Below are 18426 nucleotides of genomic sequence, written 5' to 3'. Positions count from 1 at the left end.
ACTCCCCCTTGAACAGTCAGGGTCAGGATGACTTGCGTACCCTGAGATACCATTCGGAGAGCAGTCGCACCTGTTTACGGGTGTAGCCTTTCTCCATCATCCGTTCGACAAAGTTATCGTGCTTCTTCTGCTCCTCAGCCGAGGTTTTGCTGTTGAAGGAGATAACCGGCAGCAGCTCTTCCGTGTTGGAGAACATCTTCTTCTCGATCACGGTGCGCAGCTTCTCGTAACTGGTCCAGTTGGGGTTACGGCCTGCATTGTTTGCCCGGGCACGCAGCACGAAGTTGACGATTTCGTTACGGAAATCTTTCGGGTTGCTGATCCCTGCAGGTTTTTCAATTTTCTCCAGCTCGCTGTTGAGGGATGCTCTGTCAAACAGCTGGCCGGTTTCGGGGTCACGGTACTCCTGATCCTGGATCCAGAAGTCGGCGTAGGTGACGTAGCGATCGAAGATGTTCTGCCCGTACTCGGAGTAGGACTCGAGATAGGCGGTCTGGATCTCCTTGCCGATGAACTCCACATAGCGCGGGGTCAGATAACCCTTGATGAACTCAAGGTAGCGATCGTGCAGCTCTTGCGGGAACTGCTCGCGCTCGATCTGCTGCTCCAGCACATAGAAGAGGTGCACCGGGTTGGCGGCCACTTCCGCGTGGTCGAAGTTGAAGACGCGGGAGAGGATCTTGAACGCAAAGCGGGTAGAGAGACCATTCATACCTTCGTCTACACCGGCGTAGTCGCGATACTCCTGATAGCTCTTCGCCTTGGGGTCGGTGTCTTTCAGGCTTTCGCCATCATAGACCCGCATCTTGGAGTAGATGCTGGAGTTTTCCGGCTCTTTCAGCCGTGACAACACAGAGAACTGGCCCAGCAGCTCGAGGGTACCCGGGGCACACTTGGCCTCGGTCAGCTCGCTGTTGATCAGCAGCTTCTCGTAGATCTTCACCTCTTCCGAGACGCGCAGGCAGTAAGGCACCTTGACGATGTAGACCCGGTCGAGGAAGGCCTCGTTGTTCTTGTTGTTGCGGAACTGCTGCCATTCGGATTCGTTGGAGTGGGCTAGCAGAATGCCGTCAAAGGGGAGGGCGGAGAGCCCCTCGGTTCCGTTGTAGTTCCCCTCCTGTGTTGCAGTCAGCAGCGGGTGCAGCACCTTGATAGGCGCCTTGAACATCTCGACAAACTCCATGATCCCCTGGTTCGCTTTACAGAGCGCACCGGAGTAGGAGTAAGCATCGGCATCATCCTGGGCGAAGTGCTCCAGCATGCGGATGTCGACCTTGCCGACCAGTGAGGAGATGTCCTGGTTGTTGTCATCACCGGGTTCCGTTTTGGCTATGGCAATCTGATCGAGGATGGAGGGGTTGACCTTCTCCACCTTGAACTTGGTGATGTCGCCGCCAAACTCGTGCAGGCGTTTGGCCACCCAGGGGGACATGATGGGACGCAGGTAACGGCGCGGGATGCCGTACTCTTTTTCCAGGATTTCCCCATCCTCTTCGATGTCGAACAGACAGAAGGGGTGATCGTTGACCGGTGAGCCCTTGATACGATAGATGGGCACCTTCTGCATCAGGGATTTGAGTTTCTCTGCCAGCGAGGATTTACCGCCGCCAACGGGGCCCAGCAGATAGAGGATCTGTTTCTTCTCCTCCAGCCCCTGGGCGGAGTGTTTGAGGTAGGAGACGATCTGTTCGATAGCCTCTTCCATCCCGTAGAAATCCTTGAAGGCGGGATAGCGTGCCACGACGCGGTTGGAGAAGAGTCGGCTCAGTCTGGGGTTGGCTGAGGTGTCTACCATCTCCGGCTCACCGATGGCGGTCAGCAGACGTTCGGCTGCGGAGGCGTAGCAGGCTTTATCCTGCTTACACATATCCAGGAACTCCTGGATGGTATATTCCTCTTCTCTCGCTTTTTCATATCGCTGTTGGTAATGCTCGAATATGCCCATAACTTTGCCCTCGTTATAGTCGCTTACCCTGAAAAAAGTGGATGACTGCTTTTGTGTTGTGCGCTTTTAAAGCCTAGTCAACAGACTCCAGTAATCCATCACGGTTGATAGGTTAAATTCTGAAGAAACCTGCCCGATCCTTTTGCGGGGAGGGTCAGTCAACAACACCGCTATGTTACTGACTGTTAAATTATTTTTGCCACGATAGTGAGGTAAATGTCAAAGACATAAAAAATAAATGTTTATGGGAAACAGGGAACTTATTGCGAAAAGATTAAGGGGTTTGACGAAAGGCAATGGGGCTGCGGGTTGGCGGGGTTATGGATGAGAATGTCATTACGTGAACGTCAACGTAAATCACTTTGTTTGGAGTTTTGGCTCTAATTTTTACATTGACGCTACATTTTGAGTGCCCTAGATTGGCGATGTGTGAGCAGCAAGACGCTTTAGCAAGAGAGTTGACTGTTGCCTCACCAAGCTCTGTTTAAGCACGTTTCCGTTGGCTTGACCCTCGCAACCGCGAGGGTCTTCTTTTTCTGCGTCTTTAAACGCTTGTTTCTGCTGGTGGCTATTGAAGCCACCAGCACTCATCTAGCAAGGGTAGGCTTGTTGCACTGCCGCCAGGACGCGGGCAAACGGGTGCGCGGCCAACTGGCCTGCACCCGCCAGCGATTTGGCCTTGACCCGGCTGGTCAGCGGTGTGGCGATACCGCACAGGAAACGGGCCAGAACACGCGCATCCACGGAACCGGTCTTGGCAATCAGCGGATCGCACCAGGCGCGGATCCCCGCCTCGTTTGGCATGGTCAGTGAGGGTAGGGGAGGGAGATGTGCCACCTCGCCGCGACAAACCGAACAGTGGCCACAATGAACCGGCGCCACTTCATCGGCAAAATAGCGGGCGAGGCGGTGGCTCAGGCACTCACTTGAGGTGAAAAAGTCGAGCATGGCTTGCAGTCTGGCCAGCTCACTCTGTTCTTTTTGCAAGAAGAGCGCATGGAGCGCGTTAGCCTCCTGCTCGCAGTCCCACCCCTGACGGGTGATCCGGTAGACCTCGGTCATCTGTTTGCTTTCAAGCTCGATCCAGCCTTGCTGCTGCAGGTAGTCGAGCGCCGCAACCGCCCGCTGTCGCTCCCCCTGATAGCCCTGCCAGAGGGCGTCAAAGTCCATGGTGCACCAACTGCGGGCTTGTGGAGCGCAGGCGAATAGCTGCTCCAGAAACTGGCGGCGATCCGGATTGAAGCGGCTCATTATCTCGCCTTTATCCAGCACAAATTTGAAGCGGTAGTCGGCGTAATAGCTATAGGCCGGAGTGATGATGCCTGCTATCTCCAGATAGACCAGCAGGGTTTTAAGGGGCAACTGGCGGATATTGGTGTCGTTGGAGAGGCGCAGCAGGGTGAATTCCCACTCGTGCCCGCTCTGCTTGATGATGGCAAGGAGCTGGAGGATGGCACTCAAATCCGGCGTATCGCCGTAGACGAAGTTCTCCAGCACCGGCAGCTGGCTCTGGTTGGCCAGCACGATACAGCGCGATGGTTGGCCATCCCGTCCGGCGCGGCCAATCTCCTGGCTGTAGTTCTCGATGGATTTGGGCAGATCGTAGTGAATGACCCGCCGGATATCCGCTTTGTCGATGCCCATGCCAAAGGCGATGGTGGCGACAATGCAGTCCACCTTGCCCGCCATGAAATCGTGCTGGATCTGACTGCGCAGCGCCGAGTCGAGTCCGGCATGATAGGCGCGGGCGTTGATCCCTTCTCTAACGAGTTGTTCGGCGCAGGCTTCGGCGGTGTGTTGCAAGGTGACGTAGACGATGGTGGGGGCCGCCGGATCGTTGGCCAACTGCTGCGCGAGCCAGCCATCCCGCGCGTCGGGCGCTAGGGGAATGACCGCCAGATCAAGATTGGGGCGGTAGAAACCGGTGACCACGACCCCCTCCGGCGCGATGCCGAATTTGGTCTGCATATCCTGAATCACCGCCGGTGTAGCGGTGGCCGTCAGCAGTAACACCTGTGGGATCTTCAGGTCATGGCGATAGCTCGGCAGCTTGAGGTAGTCGGGGCGAAAGTTGTGGCCCCACTCCGAGATACAGTGCGCCTCATCGACGACTAGCAGCGAGAGCGGCACTTGATGGATAAAGCGGCGAAAGCGCTCGTTCTTGAGTCGTTCTACCGAAATCATCAGGATCTTGAGCTGGCCATCCAGCGCCTGCTGCATCACTCGTCGGCTCTCCTCCGGGCTCTGGCTTGAGTCGAGGGTAGCGGCGCTTATTCCCTTGCTTTTGAGGAAGGCGAGTTGATCGTGCATCAGCGCCAGCAGCGGCGAGATCACCAGGGTCAGGTGAGGCAGGGCGAGGGCAGGCAGTTGATAACAGAGGGACTTGCCGGAGCCGGTGGGAAAGATGGCGGCGGCACTCTGACCTGCCAGCACTCGGCTGATCACCGCTTCCTGACCTGGCCTGAGTGCGGAGAAACCAAAATATTGGTTGAGCAGGGATGGGATCATGGCAAGGCTCCGCGGCAAATGGGGGATGATAGCACAGCGACACGGTCACGGGGGGCACAGGAATGGTCGTGAGGGTGAGGGCAGAGAGTGTCGATAAAACGTACAAAAATGGGTGGTTGCGCTGTGGTTAAGGTTTTGTTGCGGTTTTTTGTGATGGAAACGGGATATTTTTTGGTGAGTCTCTGGAAAAAAAAGATGGCGAATGGGATATTCCGTCATGCAATCCGGTGACTGGCGGATCGGCCCGACAGAAGGCTGGCCACAGACACCACATTCGGGCGACAGGGGTCTCCCGATGAGTGGTTGCAGACAGGACTCATGATTCATGCACTACGGTGCTTAGGGACTTTTTTGATGACACAACAACACCCCCTCCTTCGGCTGGTCAATAGCACCAGTCTGGTCAGCCAGATCCTGGTTGGTCTGGTATTCGGTATCTTGCTGGCACTATTTGCGCCCGAGTGGGCGAAAACGGCAGGTCTGCTCGGCAGTCTGTTTGTTGGCGCACTGAAAGCAGTAGCCCCGCTGCTGGTATTCGTACTGGTGATGGCGGCCATCATTGGTCACAAGCAGGGTCAGAAGACCAATATGCGACCGATCCTGCTGCTCTATCTGTTTGGTACCTTCTCTGCGGCCGTGGTCGCGGTGATTGCCAGCTTCCTGTTCCCCTCTAACCTCCATCTGGTGGCCAATACTGCCGAGATCACCCCGCCAGGCGGGATCACCGAGGTGCTGCAGACCCTGCTGTTCAACGTGGTGACCAACCCGGTCAAGGCGCTGATGGATGCCAACTATATCGGGATCCTGGCGTGGGCCATCGGTCTGGGTATCGCCATGCGCCATGCCAACGAGAGCACCAAGGCGCTGATCACTGACCTGTCTCACGGTGTCTCCGCCATCGTGAAAGCGGTGATCCGCTGTGCCCCGCTCGGGATCTTGGGTCTGGTTGCCTCCACTCTGGCTGAGACCGGCTTCGATGCCCTGTTTGGCTATGCCCAACTGCTGGTGGTGCTGATCGGCTGCATGCTGTTTATCGCCTTTGTGGTCAACCCGTTGATCGTCTTCTGGAAGATCAAGCGCAACCCTTATCCGCTGGTGCTGACTTGCCTCAAAGAGAGTGGCGTGACAGCCTTCTTTACCCGCAGCTCTGCCGCCAACATTCCGGTTAACATGGCGCTGTGTGAAAAATTGCGTCTGCCGGAGGATACCTATGCGGTCTCCATTCCGCTGGGTGCCACCATCAACATGGCGGGTGCGGCCATCACCATCACTGTGCTCGCCATGGCGGCGGTACATACCCTGGGGATGGAAGTGGACATGGCAACGGCTGTGCTGCTCTCCGTGGTTGCCACCGTCAGCGCCTGTGGCGCGTCCGGTGTCGCCGGTGGCTCCTTGCTGCTGATCCCGCTGGCCTGTAGCCTGTTTGGTATCAGCAACGACATCGCCATGCAGGTGGTGGCCGTCGGCTTTATCATCGGTGTGCTGCAGGATTCTGCCGAGACAGCCCTTAACAGCTCCACCGACGTGCTGTTCACCGCCGCAGCGTGCATGGCCGAAGATGAAACCTTGCTGGATGTGGCTCCGGTACCGAGCCGCGAAGCCTGATCTCGCAACGGTCAGTTTCGCAACACACTTGCGCCCTCTTCGGAGGGCGCTTTTTATTGTCAGCTTTGCGCTGTATCCCTCTTTGATCAATCTCATTGGCTGATGTGCCGAACATTCTGTCGCCCTTCTCCAGGGCGCTGCCTTATCTTTATCCCTTCGAGTCGTGCTTCCTCCTTCTGTTGTGCGTTACACACCTTTGTTTGCTCTGCCAAGAGCCGATTGCTATGGCTTACCCCAGATCTTCAGGACAATCACAGCATCACAGCATCACAGCATCACAGCATCACAGCATCACAGAAGAACGAAGATAGCTGGCTGCGGCAGATGAACCCAACTCGTCCTATCAGACACGCCATCATGGTTTGGTGAGGGGGAGTAAACGTGTTGGCGATATTGAGCTGCGGGTATGGGGGCGGTACATGGTAAAACCCTAAGCATGTTCAATCATGGCGCTGGTGAACATACAGATATCCAACAAAGGGAGTAATAAGGGGAGAGCAGGGGAATCGAGGAGGCACAGATTGCAGAGATAAAAAAGCCAGCGAGTGTTCGGCTGGCTTTTTGCTATCAGTGGCAGCTGGGGGATTAACCGACCAGCTGATAGAGGATGGCGGAGATGGCGATCATCCCCATCACAGCGACAAATACGTTGCTGATATGACCCTGATATTTCGCCATGGCCGGTACGCGCTTGATGGCGTACATCGGCATGATGAACAGGATGGTGGCGATGATCGGGCCGCCCAAGGATTCAATCATGCCCAAGATGGAGGGGTTGGCAATGGCAGTGCCCCACAGGGTCAGGATGAAGAAGGCGATGATGAACATCTCGACTTTCTTGGCGTTCGGCTCTTTGCCTGACTTGCGCATGTTCTGCACGATCATCCCTTTCAGACCTTCACGGGCACCCAGATAGTGGCCGAAGAAGGAGGAGACGATGGCGACGAACGCAACCAGCGGACCGAAGTAGGAAATGATGGGGCTGGCATGCTGGTTCGCCAGATAGGAGAGCACGGCGATGTTCTGGGCCTTGGCTTCTGCCAGCTGAGCCGGAGTAAGGCTCATGACGCAGGAGAAGACGAAGAACATCACGAAGCCCAGCAGCACCATGGCGGTACGCTTGAGGATGGCATCGGCTTTCTCGACAGCCTGATCACCGTGGTCGCGGCGCTGGGCCAGGGAGAAGCTGGAGATAGCCGGGCTGTGGTTGAAGGAGAAAACCAGTACCGGGATGGTCAGCCACAGGGTAGTGGCGAAATCCTTGGCAGAGGGCACTTGCTCCAGCGCGGCACCGGTCCAGTCCGGGATCAGATACAAAGAGATACCGGCCAGAATGGCGATCAACGGATAAACCAGCAGCTCGGTCACTTTCAGCATCAGCTTTTCACCCGCCAGCATCACCGACATCATGCCCATGATCAGCACGATGGAGAGGATCCAGCGCGGCGGGGCACTCATCTGCAGCTGGTTGACCATAAAGCTTTCGACGGTGTTGGTGATACCCACGCCGTAGATCAGCACGATGGGGTAGATGGCGAAGAAGTAGAGCAGGGTGATTAATTTACCGGCACCCACGCCAAAATGCTCTTCCACCACTTCGGTGATGTCTGCATTTGGCTTTTTGGAGGAGAGGACGAAGCGGGCCAGACCACGGTGTGCCAGATAGGTCATGGGACCTACCAGCAGCGCCATGACGACCAGCGGCCAGAAACCGCCCATACCCGCGTTGATCGGCAGGAACAGGATCCCCGCGCCAACCGCGGTCCCGAACAGACTGATGACCCAGGTAGAGTCGCGTTTTTCCCAACGAGTGGTTTGAGTAGAGCGGATCCCTTGCTCTGTTGACGCCGCAACTCCCTGCGTGCCAGTGACTGTGTTTGACATCTATCTCACCCCGAATGTGTGGTTCTTATTAAGTCGGCGCAAGGATACGGTTTTTCTAATCAAAAATGTTGATCAAATTCATCTTTACGGCACGAAAAACCGCACTTTCTTATGGAAATGTGATCAAAACAAGAAAAATTCAATTATTGTTTATCAATTGGCACGTTATTTTAGTGTTAATGATTAAATCTCGCTCAGCAAAATGTAGGTAAATTGTTATTTTGCGAGATGCTGGGCTAGCTGGTTGATCATGCTGGCGGTAGCCCCCCAGATAAAGTGCTGTTGCCAGGGGATCCAGTAGATGGTGTGAGCTTTCCCCCCTCTGGAAAGGGTCAGGGGGATGTGGTTACGCCGATCCAGCAGATGGGTCAGCGGCACTTCAAAGGCGTGATCCACCTCATCCGGACTCAGGATGAGGGGATAGTTGCCATCGAGCAGCCCCAGCACCGGCAGCACCTCGAATCGTGACACTGTATTGAGCGGGTTGAGGGTGCCGATCACTTCAATCAGCCGTGCCGGAATGCCGAGCTCCTCTTCGGTTTCCCGTAGCGCCGTGGCAATCAGGTTTTCGTCGCCGGGATCCTGTCGGCCGCCAGGAAAGCTGATCTGTCCCCCATGATGACGCAGCCGTGGGCTGCGCCGGGTCAATAACACGCTGAGCCCCTCGTCGCGCATCACCACCGGGATCAACACCGCAGCCGGACTGAGCCCGCCGATGGCGAGTCGATGGGCCGGGGCGGGTCGCTGCAACTGGAAGCGGGTCAGCAGTTCGTGGCGATCCATGGCGGGGAGCTCTCCTGTGCGTTGGCCTGACAGTGGGGAGGGTTAAAGCGCCGACAGCGGCGGCAGGATGCGGGCGACCTTGTCATAGGTCTCCTGATATTCGCTGTCGGCGTCGGAGTCGGCGATGATGCCGCCACCGGCCCAGCAGTGCAGACGACCCGCTTCGGCGATCAAAGTGCGAATGCAGATGCTGGTATCCATCCGGCCGTGCTGGCTGAGATAGCCGATGCTGCCGCAATAGGCGTTGCGGCGCTGGGGCTCCAGCTCTTCGATGATCTCCATGGCGCGGATCTTGGGGGCGCCGGTGATGGAGCCACCCGGGAAACAGGCCCGCAGCAGATCGACTCCTTGCCAGCGTGCATCCAGCTCACCGTGGATGGTGGAGACCAGATGATGTACCGCTGGAAACGACTCCACCGCAAAGAGATGAGGCACGCTGACCGAGCCTGGCCGGCTGACCCGACCGATATCGTTGCGCAGCAGATCAACGATCATCAGATTCTCTGATCTGTCCTTGTCCGCCTGCGCCAGCTCCTGCGCGACTTGCCGATCGGTCGCCGGATCGGGGTGGCGAGGGCGAGTGCCTTTGATGGGTTTGGTTTCAATATGGCGGCCATCGAGCAGCAGGAACCGCTCGGGAGAGAGGCTCAGCAGCGCGCTCTCCGGCAGGCGGATAAAGGCAGAGAAGGGGGCCTTGTTGGCGGTTGCCAGCAGGCAATAGGCCTGCCACTCATCACCCTGATAGGGGGCGCTGAAACGCTGGGTCAGGTTGATCTGGTAGCAATCTCCCGCGGCGAGATATTCCTGAATACGGGCAAACTTCTCGCCATACTCGGCGCGGCTCATATTGCTCTGCCACGACCCCTGCAAGGCAAAAGCGGGGGCCGGTTTGGCCTGCTGCTGTTCAAGCCAGGCCAGCCGGTTGGCAAGACCCGCTTCATCCCCCCAGTGCACCAGCTGCCAGTCGTCGGTCGCCACATTGCGCAGCAGCGCCCAGTCGTAGATGCCCACCGCCATGTCTGGCACCGCGATATCGGCGGCGGCCTGCACTGGCAGTCGCTCGAAGCGACGGCCGAGATCATAGCCAAAGAGACCGAGGGCGCCGCCAATAAAGGGTAGGTGAGTGGCACACAGTTCCAGCTCCCCCAGCAGCTGTTGCTGGGTATGGGCCAGCAGGGCGAGGGGATCTTCGTGGTATTTGCTGATATCCGCCCCGGCACGCAGAGTGGTGACCTGGCCACGGGTTTCGAGGGTCGCCAGCGGATCGGCAGTGATGATATCAAAGCCATTATCGGCACCGAGTGGTCCCGCCGATTCCAGCAACATGGCCCATGGCTGATGTTGCAGGCGGGCAAAAAGCTGATGGAGTTCAGCACTATGGTCTAGATGATGGATATGAAGTGTTGGCGTCATTTTATGTTACACAGGCAACAGTTTGGTTCCCGAACCCTAGTCGGTGCTGGTGGGCAAGCGTATCATAGGTGTCGGTGACTTAAGAAAAAACTGCCGTGTCGTTCGTTTTTTGCTGGTTGATAGTTTTTAGCCAGCACGTCAGCACGGCCCATCATATGGAAGCCCTTGCCCTGCTCCGTGGCAGAGACAAGGACCAGTGAGGATGATATGAGCATTATAAAAAAACAGGATTTCATCGATTCTATCGCAGATGCCCTCCAGTACATCTCCTATTACCACCCGTTGGATTTTGTTCAGGCTGCCAAAGCGGCGTATGACCGTGAGGCCAACCCGGCCGCCAAAGATGCGCTGGCCCAGATCCTGATCAACTCCCGCATGTCCGCCGAAGGTCATCGTCCGCTCTGCCAAGACACCGGTATCGTGACCTGTTTCGTCAAAATTGGCATGCAGGTCCAGTGGGACAGCGACATGACAGTGCAGGAGATGGTGGACGAAGGGACCCGTCGTGCCTACACCAATCCTGACAACCCGCTGCGCGCCTCCGTGCTGGCCGATCCGGCCGGCAGTCGCAAAAACACCAAAGACAACGCCCCTGCCGTGGTGCATATCGACATGATCCCCGGCAACAAGGTGGAAGTGAGCATCGCGGCCAAAGGCGGCGGCTCCGAGAACAAATCCAAGATGGTGATGCTCAACCCCTCTGACGATATCGTCGAGTGGGTGCTGAAAACCGTGCCGACCATGGGCGCAGGCTGGTGCCCGCCCGGTATGCTGGGCATCGGCATCGGCGGTACCGCCGAGAAAGCGGCGGTGCTGGCCAAAGAGGCCCTGATGGAGCACATCGACATTCAGGAGCTGATTGCCCGTGGCCCGCAAACCACAGAAGAGAAGCTGCGGGTCGAGCTCTACGACAAGGTCAACAAGCTGGGGATCGGTGCCCAGGGGCTGGGCGGCCTCACTACAGTGCTGGATGTGAAGGTGAAATCTGCGCCGACTCATGCCGCCTCCAAGCCGGTGGTGATGATCCCCAACTGCGCCGCGACCCGTCACGTTCATTTCGAGCTGGATGGTTCAGGCCCCGCCGAGCTGACCCCGCCGAAACTGAGCGACTGGCCGGAGATCACCCGTGAAGCGGGTGGCAACGTGCGCCGCGTCAACGTCGATGGCATCACCAAGGCCGAACTGGCCAGCTGGAAGAGCGGTGATACCGTGCTGCTCTCCGGCAAGATCCTTACCGGTCGCGATGCCGCCCACAAGCGTATCGCCGACATGCTGAAAAATGGCGAAGGGCTGCCGGAAGGGGTCGATTTCACCAACCGCTTCATCTATTACGTTGGCCCGGTCGATGCGGTGCGTGACGAAGTAGTTGGCCCGGCTGGCCCCACCACCTCCACCCGGATGGACAAGTTCACCGACATGATGCTGGGTGAAACCGGCCTTATCGGCATGATCGGCAAATCCGAGCGAGGCCCGAAAACCGTCGAGAGCATCAAACAGCACAAGGCCGTCTATCTGATGGCCGTCGGTGGCGCAGCCTATCTGGTGGCCAAGGCTATCAAGAAGGCGCGCGTGGTAGCCTTTGCCGATCTCGGCATGGAAGCGATCTACGAGTTTGAAGTGGAAGATATGCCGGTGACCGTTGCGGTCGACTCCGAAGGCAACAATATCCACGAAACCGGCCCGGCCTACTGGTCGGCCAAGATTGCCGAGCTGGATGGCAAACTCTCCTCCTGAGTGACCGTTTCCGCTGTCGGTTAAAACGGCATAGGCCATGTAAACAAGGCGCATCCATCCGGATGCGCCTTGTTGCTTTGGCTGGCCTGTTATGGGCTCAGGTTGGCCGTTTTCGGCAAGCGGGCATAAAAAAGGATAGCGCCACGCCATCCTTTTTCGTTGTGCTTGTGCTCTGGCAGCAGACAGCAGAGCAATCGCCCTTGGCTTTAGGCCTTTTTCAGGTAGGCAGCAACCAGTACGATCTGCACGCCGTTGACCTTGCCTTCGATATGGAGCGGGTTGTTGGTCAGACGGATGCCCTTGACCAGGGTGCCGCGCTTGGCGGTGAAACCGGCGCCTTTCACGTCCAGATCCTTGATCAGGGTGACGGAGTCGCCCTCTTGCAGCACGGCGCCGTTGGAGTCAACGGTCGGTACGCTGTCGTCATCTTCGTCAGCAATACCAGCTTCAGCCCAGGTCTTGGCTTCGTCTTCCATGTACATCATGTCCAGCAGATCCTGAGCCCACACCTCACCCTTGCCGGAGAGAGCTTTGAGCTGGCGCCATGCCATCACCTGCACCGCAGGCACCTGGCTCCACATGCTGTCACTCAGGCAACGCCAGTGGTTGACCACCAGAGTATCCGGTTGTTCCAGCTGACCACGGCAGGTGTCACAGATAGCAACGCTGTGATCATCGTCGCTGGCGGGGGCGTGAGGCACCACGAAGGCGGTCAGCGCCTGCTCGGCGCTGCACAGTTCACACTTGGCGCCCGCGCGCGCTTGCAGAATGGCGTTGATGGTCATGTTGTAGGTCCCATAGCTAGTGTAAAGCGACCCGCGTTGGGCGGGGCGCGTGAAAGAGGGGGCGGAATATAGCATAAAACCCCGCACTTTGTCAGGTCTGCCCTGGCTCACAGGGTTGGCCGTGCTGTTGCGCGGCGCTGATCGTCAGGTATTGAGAGTGCAATTTGAAGCGGGATCGCTAGAATGAGCCTCCTTTTTGACTGCAAGGCAGGGGCATTCGTGCTGGCTCAACGTTTTCAACAACTGGATCGACTGCTCACCCGCTACCGACGCTGGTGGCAATATCAGCCATATCATCATCTGACCATGGCCTTTGCCGATGAGGCGCCCGAACTGGCGGCACTGCTCAATGGGCTGACCCTTGCCCAGTTGGCAGAGCTCGATGCGGATATGGATGCACTCAGTACGCTGCTTGCCCCCTGGATTGCCGAGGGTGCTGAGCTGCAGCAGTTGAGCCAACTAGCCCAATTTACCCCTGAGCCCATCACCTGCAGCAAGGAGATGGCGCTGCATATGCCGGGGCGCAAGCAGGCTCAGATCGAGTCGTTCACCGCCTGTCTGCCTGCCCATCAGGGCCCCTATCTGGAGTGGTGTGCCGGTAAGGGCCACCTTGGGCGGCTGGTGTCACTTCATCGACAGGCTCCGATCCTCAGTCTGGAGTTGCAAGAGCAGCTTTGTGACGAAGGTCGGCTGCTGGCCGAGCGGGATGGCGCCAATATGACCTTTACCTGCGCCGATGCCTTTGCCCCTGAATCGGCGGCGCTGATCGCCCCCGAACATCACGCCATGGCACTCCATGCCTGCGGCGAGCTCCACACCCATCTGCTGGAGCGGGTGGCCGAGCGCGGTGCCCGCGGAGTGACCATCTCTCCCTGTTGTTACCACCTGATCCGTACCAGCCACTATCGCCCGCTGTCGGCCGCGGCCAGCGCCAGCGAGCTGGTGTTGAGCAAAGCGGATCTCAAGTTGCCGCTACAGGAGACGGTCACCGGCGGTGCGCGGATCGCCCGCCTGCGCGAGCAGGAAGTGGTGTGGCGGCTCGGGTTTGACTGCCTGCAGCGTCAGGTGCGCGGGGTGGATGAGTATCTGCCGGTGCCCAATATGCAAAAGAGCCTGCTGACCGGCACCTTCGAGGCATTCTGCGTTTGGGCTGCTGAACGCAAAGGGATTGTGCTGCCCGCCGGGCTCGACTATCCCGCCTGGTTGGAGCACGGGGAGCGTCGCTTTGGTGATGTCGCCCGCATGGAGCTGGTGCGTCATCTGTTTCGCCGTCCTCTCGAGATCTGGCTGGCGCTGGATCGCGCGCTCTTTTTGCAAGAGCAGGGTTATCGGGTCGAAGTGGGGGAGTTCTGTGCCAAACCCATGACCCCGCGCAATATCCTGATCCGTGCCGTGCGCGCCTGACAGCGAGCTCTTTGTGAGCGTTATTTGAACATTGTTGATGGCTGACTGGTGAAGCGGGTCAGCCATTTTTTTTTGCCACGAATAATTAATTGGTGACAGATCATCTGATCGTCTTTCGCCTCCCCATACGGGTGGCAAAACAGGCCAAAATGGTCATCGTTTGAGTTCTTTTATGTCGTTTTAGCTGCGTTGAGTAGCACAAGGTGAAATGGTTCACAAATTACGCGCATTTCTTAATTTTCATCGTGAATTTAGTTGTTGGAACACCTACTCTTGGAGCGCATTAATTCAAACAAGGACGATAAACATGTTCAAACCCAAGCGTTGTGCCTGGCTGATCGCTGCCGCTTGCGTATTGCCCAGCTATGCCGTAATAAGTGCAACCATGAATATTCAACCCGATCCACAAAATGCGGGAGGATATGTGATTGCGGCCCCGGATCTGGCCGCGGTGGAAAAGGCCAAGACGGCCAACCCCATGTATACAATATGGGCCAAGGCACTGGCCACCCGGTCAAATAAAATAGTCGATGCCATTGAACCGGGTCTGGCAAGCAATCCTGACAACGTAAAACGGGTTGAACGGGTATTTCCCCAATCTGAATGGGAATATTTAACCCAGATGGCCGCGCCGGAATATACCTATGTCCGCTTCTTGCGGGCCATCGGTAAATTTCCTGCGTTCTGCGGCGAATATAACGACGGGCGCGATTCTGATGCGATCTGTAAAAAATCCATTGTGACGGCCTTTGCCCACTTCTCTCAGGAGACCGGCGGCCATATTGCCAAGGAGAACGTCTCCGATAACCCGCTGGGGCTGGAGGAGTGGCAACAGGCGCTGGTGCATGTGCGGGAGATGGGCTGGTCAGAGGGACAGACCGGTTATACCACCGGCTGTGGCCAGAACGACTGGCAGAACAAGAAGTGGCCCTGCAGTACCGGACAAGGTTACTTTGGCCGCGGCGCCAAGCAGCTTTCTTACCACTTCAACTACGGGGCCTTCTCCGAGGCGATGTTTGATGGCGATGCCTCAGTGCTGCTCAACAACCCGGGGCTGGTGGCGGACTCCTGGCTCAACCTCGCTTCTGCCATCTGGTTCTTCCTCACCCCGCAGGCCCCGAAACCGGCCATGCTGCACGTGATTGATCGCACCTGGGTACCCTCCAAACGGGAAGCTGACGCCGGTATCGGCTATGGCTTCGGTACCACCATCAACGTCATCAACGGCGGTATCGAGTGTGGTGAACAGAACAAGGACAAAGGGCAGCCGGTCAATCGCATCCGCTACTGGGAAGGGCTGGCCAACCACTACCAGATCCCGGTCAAGGCGGATGAGAAGAACACCTGCTGGCAGCAGACTCCCTATGGCAGCCTCAATCTCAACGGCGCTACCGACGTGCTCTACACCAACTGGGATGGCAACTGGAAGTACTATCCTGATCGCCCGGGCGGTTACTCCTTCGAGTGTGAGCTGGTGGGCTTCCAGACCGCTTATTCTGCGCTGGTGCCGGGTGATTACGAGAAGTGCGTGACCAACTTCTACGGTTCCCACGCCAACTGGCCGAAAGTGCGGATCGTCGCCAAGCTCGATCCTGCCCCGGTCGATCCGGTTGACCCGCCCATTGATGGCCAGCCTGCCTGGGAGGCCAGCAAGGTCTATACCGCGGGCAACAAGGTGAGCTACAAGGGCGCCGTCTATCAGGCCAAATGGTGGACGCAAGGGGATGATCCCGCCAAAGGTGGCCCCTGGGCTGTGGTGGTGACCAAATAAGGTTGCCGTTGGGATCATGGTCAATCACCATGATCTATCGGTAGTGGAAACAAGCAGGCAGCAGGGAGGAGATATCTCCCTGCTTTTTACCCGTTATCGGCCTGTTGTCGCCCCATCAGGCGGGATCAGAAACGGTAGTTGAGACCGACACTGACCCCTTTGACATCGAGTCGAGGCATGGGGATATATTGGTACTCTGCATTGAGTCCGATACCCGAATCAAAGCGATATTGCCAACCCGCAGCGCCATACAAACCGACCCCGGAGTTGCTCTGATCTTCCTTGTTGATGGTGTATTCGACTCTGTGGGCGTTGGCACCCAGTTTGGCATAAAAGCTGTTGCCGGAAGAGACCGGGAATTGTGCATACAAGGCAGAGCGGATCCCTTTGTAATGGATATCTTTTACGTCATTGAGGGTTGCATCGAAGAGGGCGCTGACTACGCCACCGGTACCAAACAATATTCCTGAATCGATACCGATATAATCGTTGAACATATAACGGTAATAGAGATCGGCAGTCATATTGTCACCGCCATCGGCCTGATCCCCATTTTGTGCTTTGAATGACTGGGTGCCATAGCCAAGGGTGGCGCCGACGATATGGGGAGAGGGGGTTGCTATCGCCACGGAAGAGAAGATCGCCGTGGCAACCACCAGGGGAGTGAATAACTTCATCATGCAGGTTCCAATTAAATAGCGTGGAATATGGCTGCGACGAACAGATTTATATGGGCTCGGGTGAGCTTGTCTTATATTCGCAGGCCAGTAGTGAGTGGCAATATCTCATATTGTCAGGGGGATGAATAATCAGAGCCCCCATAGTTGTTATGATGGGAGGTGAGAGTGGTTATCTTCTGTCTGAACAATGGTGAAATGTGTCAATTCTATCTGAAATGAGCGCTGATAAATCGCAAATTTCATTGGTTTTCTGCACTAATCAACTTAGTGTAACGGGATGTTAGGCTGGCAATATATGCCTTCAAACGTGGACTGGATGGTAAACAAGATGGTGATTTCTCGTGACGGTATATTAGAGGGGGGGTTGCCATTGTGGTGCAATCCGCTACAAGGTGCTAGCTGCTCCCTTTGCTACCGATTTTTGCCACTGCCGGGATTGTCAGCGCACGACCGGCGCCTGGATGGATTTTCGGGTGAAACAGGTGCAATGGCTATGCGGCGTATTGACTGAGTACGCCTCGTCGGAGGCGATTCGACGCGGCTTTTGTGCAACCTGTGGCGCCACCCTCAGCTATCGCAGCATTCAATACCCCGAGTACCTGACGCTGGCTATTGTCTCACTTGATAACCCCGAAACGGTCGCACCAACCTATCACATCCATACCGTCAGCCAGCTCTCCTGGTTGCCGATCCAGGACGATCATCCCCGTTATCCGAAAGGGAAGTAGTTTTGCGATATTCCACGTAGAAAGAGGAGTACACCATGGAGCTGATAGTGATCCGCCATGGAGAGACCCAAGCCAACGCCGAGGGGCGCTATCAAGGGGCGTTGGATATCGGGCTCAACCAAGATGGCGCGCGGCATATATGCTGGCTGGCCAATGAGATAGCGACCACACTGGCCCCGTTCGATCGGTTGCTGGCGTCGCCCCTGCTGCGAACAAGAGAGAGCGCCGCGCTCTTCTCACGCCAGTTGGGGTTGCCTGTGGAGCTTGCTCCGGCCTTTCGTGAGCGGCATGTCGGTCTGTTTGAGGGACTGACGCAGGCAGAGGCCAAGGCGCGTTATCCCGAGTTGTGGGTGCGCAACATCACCCGGCGCTGGGCGGAGGCTCCGCTTGGCGGTGAGAGGCTGGATGAGGTGATTGCCTGAGTCTCGCAGGGACTAACGGCACTGGCCTCGACCATGCAGGGGGAGCGGGTATTGCTGGTGGCGCACGGTGTGGTCGCCAAGGTGACCCGCGCCCTAACGACCGCCGGATTTGATGACTTCTTCGCGTGGCAGTTGCCCAACGGCGGCATGCTGGTGGTCAATCTTGACTCCTCTATATCACCATTGCGATTCAATCGACCGGTTGGGCAGAGTTAGTTTGTGCGCTGCTTTTTCTACTCTTCGATATCCAGCAACACCAGAATGGCGCTGTCGCCGCCCCATTCGCGGGGAGCCTGATGGAAGGCGCGAACATTGGGGTGCTGGGCCAGCCAGCTGGGAATGCGCTGCTTGAGAATATGTTTGCCGATGCCGTGCATCACCGAGGCGACGTGAATGTTCTCTTTCTGGCAGAGGGTGAGCAGGGCGGCCAGCTCCTGTTTTGCCTGCTGCTGGTTCATGCCGTGCAGATCCAGGTAGATCTCCGGCGGATAAATGCCCCGCTTGAGCTTTTTCAGCTCAAATTTTGACACATCTTCCCGCACGTAACGGGTCGGCCCATCATCGTCGAGATGGGGCTGATACTCATCGCTGAAATAGTGGTCAACCCCAAGCTTTTCGCGGGTTTCGCGCAATTCGCGTTTCTGCTTGACCGGGCGTAACTCGGCCCTTATGGTATCTTGCTTGATTTTCCGGGTACCTTTTATCGCATCGCGGAACAGCAGGGTTTCCTCGTCTGTCGGTGAGGGCGTTTTTTTCATCAGATG

Annotated in this window: 13 protein-coding genes and 1 pseudogene; 6 read left to right on the top strand and 8 right to left on the bottom strand. The window is 57.0% G+C overall.

Features of this window, described 5'->3' with window-relative positions; genetic code table 11:
* Nucleotides 1-22: 22 nt before the first annotated feature.
* A complete protein-coding gene (locus G5221_RS01395) occupies nucleotides 23-1945 on the bottom strand; it encodes a PrkA family serine protein kinase (RefSeq protein WP_005345315.1) in 1923 nt (640 codons plus the stop codon).
* A 591-nt stretch (nucleotides 1946-2536) separates the two neighbouring features.
* On the bottom strand, nucleotides 2537-4453 hold the full coding sequence (locus G5221_RS01390; protein ID WP_421262654.1) for a RecQ family ATP-dependent DNA helicase: 1917 nt from the start codon (nucleotides 4451-4453) through the stop codon (nucleotides 2537-2539).
* A gap of 354 nt (nucleotides 4454-4807) precedes the next feature.
* Here G5221_RS01390 and sstT point away from each other — a divergent pair, with 354 nt between their 5' ends.
* Entirely contained in the window at nucleotides 4808-6058 is a 1251-nt protein-coding gene (sstT, locus tag G5221_RS01385) for a serine/threonine transporter SstT (RefSeq protein ID WP_421262653.1), read from the top strand.
* Between the two features lie 585 nt (nucleotides 6059-6643).
* Here the strand turns inward: sstT and G5221_RS01380 are convergent.
* From G5221_RS01380 to pabB, 3 genes are all read right to left on the bottom strand, one after another.
* Nucleotides 6644-7942: a serine/threonine transporter gene (locus G5221_RS01380; RefSeq protein ID WP_005351750.1), complete on the bottom strand. Its 1299-nt coding sequence runs from the start codon at nucleotides 7940-7942 to the stop codon at nucleotides 6644-6646.
* Between the two features lie 216 nt (nucleotides 7943-8158).
* Entirely contained in the window at nucleotides 8159-8725 is a 567-nt protein-coding gene (locus G5221_RS01375; protein ID WP_005351753.1) for a CoA pyrophosphatase, read from the bottom strand.
* 42 nt (nucleotides 8726-8767) lie between these two features.
* Nucleotides 8768-10051 carry an aminodeoxychorismate synthase component I gene (gene pabB / locus G5221_RS01370; protein WP_235688993.1) on the bottom strand — a complete coding sequence of 428 codons (1284 nt, stop codon included), beginning with the start codon at nucleotides 10049-10051 and terminating at the stop codon, nucleotides 8768-8770.
* 294 nt (nucleotides 10052-10345) lie between these two features.
* Between pabB and G5221_RS01365 the strand changes: the two genes are divergently transcribed.
* Nucleotides 10346-11872 (top strand): fumarate hydratase, encoded by a 1527-nt coding sequence (locus G5221_RS01365; protein ID WP_005351759.1) that lies wholly within the window; start codon nucleotides 10346-10348, stop codon nucleotides 11870-11872.
* A 206-nt stretch (nucleotides 11873-12078) separates the two neighbouring features.
* Here the strand turns inward: G5221_RS01365 and G5221_RS01360 are convergent, their stop codons facing one another.
* A complete protein-coding gene (locus G5221_RS01360) occupies nucleotides 12079-12657 on the bottom strand; it encodes a PhnA domain-containing protein (RefSeq protein ID WP_421262652.1) in 579 nt (192 codons plus the stop codon).
* Nucleotides 12658-12840: 183 nt separating this feature from the next.
* Here G5221_RS01360 and G5221_RS01355 point away from each other — a divergent pair, with 183 nt between their 5' ends.
* Together G5221_RS01355 and G5221_RS01350 are read left to right on the top strand one after the other, a co-directional pair.
* Nucleotides 12841-14061, top strand: coding sequence for a methyltransferase (locus G5221_RS01355; protein WP_421262651.1), 1221 nt, complete (start codon nucleotides 12841-12843; stop codon nucleotides 14059-14061).
* Nucleotides 14062-14368: 307 nt separating this feature from the next.
* A complete protein-coding gene (locus G5221_RS01350; RefSeq protein ID WP_227342829.1) occupies nucleotides 14369-15832 on the top strand; it encodes a chitinase in 1464 nt (487 codons plus the stop codon).
* A 125-nt stretch (nucleotides 15833-15957) separates the two neighbouring features.
* Here G5221_RS01350 and G5221_RS01345 read toward each other — a convergent pair whose 3' ends face one another.
* Complete coding sequence (locus G5221_RS01345) at nucleotides 15958-16512, bottom strand: porin family protein (protein WP_337072204.1); 555 nt, start codon at nucleotides 16510-16512, stop codon at nucleotides 15958-15960.
* 392 nt (nucleotides 16513-16904) lie between these two features.
* On the opposite strand from G5221_RS01345, the gene G5221_RS01340 reads away from it, so the two are divergent.
* Both G5221_RS01340 and G5221_RS01335 read left to right on the top strand, forming a co-directional pair.
* A complete protein-coding gene (locus tag G5221_RS01340; RefSeq protein WP_421211118.1) occupies nucleotides 16905-17240 on the top strand; it encodes a GFA family protein in 336 nt (111 codons plus the stop codon).
* A gap of 35 nt (nucleotides 17241-17275) precedes the next feature.
* Nucleotides 17276-17878, top strand: a pseudogene (locus G5221_RS01335) (histidine phosphatase family protein).
* A gap of 17 nt (nucleotides 17879-17895) precedes the next feature.
* On the opposite strand, the gene smrB reads toward G5221_RS01335, so the two are convergent.
* A complete protein-coding gene (gene smrB / locus G5221_RS01330; protein WP_005333198.1) occupies nucleotides 17896-18420 on the bottom strand; it encodes an endonuclease SmrB in 525 nt (174 codons plus the stop codon).
* Nucleotides 18421-18426 lie beyond the last annotated feature (6 nt).

Source organism: Aeromonas sp. 602200, from assembly GCF_049173895.1.
Lineage (GTDB): Bacteria > Pseudomonadota > Gammaproteobacteria > Enterobacterales > Aeromonadaceae > Aeromonas > Aeromonas veronii_A.
The sequence above is the reverse complement of the archived record's forward strand: the minus strand, read 5'-3'. Positions and strand labels throughout refer to the sequence as shown.

Excerpts from the sequence above, each read along its gene's own strand:
- G5221_RS01380 (WP_005351750.1), bottom strand. The coding sequence starts at position 7,942 with ATGTCAAACACAGTCACTGGCACGCAGGGAGTTGCGGCGTCAACAGAG.
- G5221_RS01345 (WP_337072204.1), bottom strand. The coding sequence starts at position 16,512 with ATGATGAAGTTATTCACTCCCCTGGTGGTTGCCACGGCGATCTTCTCT.
- pabB (WP_235688993.1), bottom strand. The coding sequence starts at position 10,051 with ATGTTGCTGGAATCGGCGGGACCACTCGGTGCCGATAATGGCTTTGAT.
- smrB (WP_005333198.1), bottom strand. The coding sequence starts at position 18,420 with ATGAAAAAAACGCCCTCACCGACAGACGAGGAAACCCTGCTGTTCCGC.
- sstT (WP_421262653.1), top strand. The coding sequence starts at position 4,808 with ATGACACAACAACACCCCCTCCTTCGGCTGGTCAATAGCACCAGTCTG.
- G5221_RS01390 (WP_421262654.1), bottom strand. The coding sequence starts at position 4,453 with ATGATCCCATCCCTGCTCAACCAATATTTTGGTTTCTCCGCACTCAGG.
- G5221_RS01360 (WP_421262652.1), bottom strand. The coding sequence starts at position 12,657 with ATGACCATCAACGCCATTCTGCAAGCGCGCGCGGGCGCCAAGTGTGAA.
- G5221_RS01395 (WP_005345315.1), bottom strand. The coding sequence starts at position 1,945 with ATGGGCATATTCGAGCATTACCAACAGCGATATGAAAAAGCGAGAGAA.
- G5221_RS01375 (WP_005351753.1), bottom strand. The coding sequence starts at position 8,725 with ATGGATCGCCACGAACTGCTGACCCGCTTCCAGTTGCAGCGACCCGCC.
- G5221_RS01350 (WP_227342829.1), top strand. The coding sequence starts at position 14,369 with ATGTTCAAACCCAAGCGTTGTGCCTGGCTGATCGCTGCCGCTTGCGTA.
- G5221_RS01365 (WP_005351759.1), top strand. The coding sequence starts at position 10,346 with ATGAGCATTATAAAAAAACAGGATTTCATCGATTCTATCGCAGATGCC.
- G5221_RS01355 (WP_421262651.1), top strand. The coding sequence starts at position 12,841 with ATGAGCCTCCTTTTTGACTGCAAGGCAGGGGCATTCGTGCTGGCTCAA.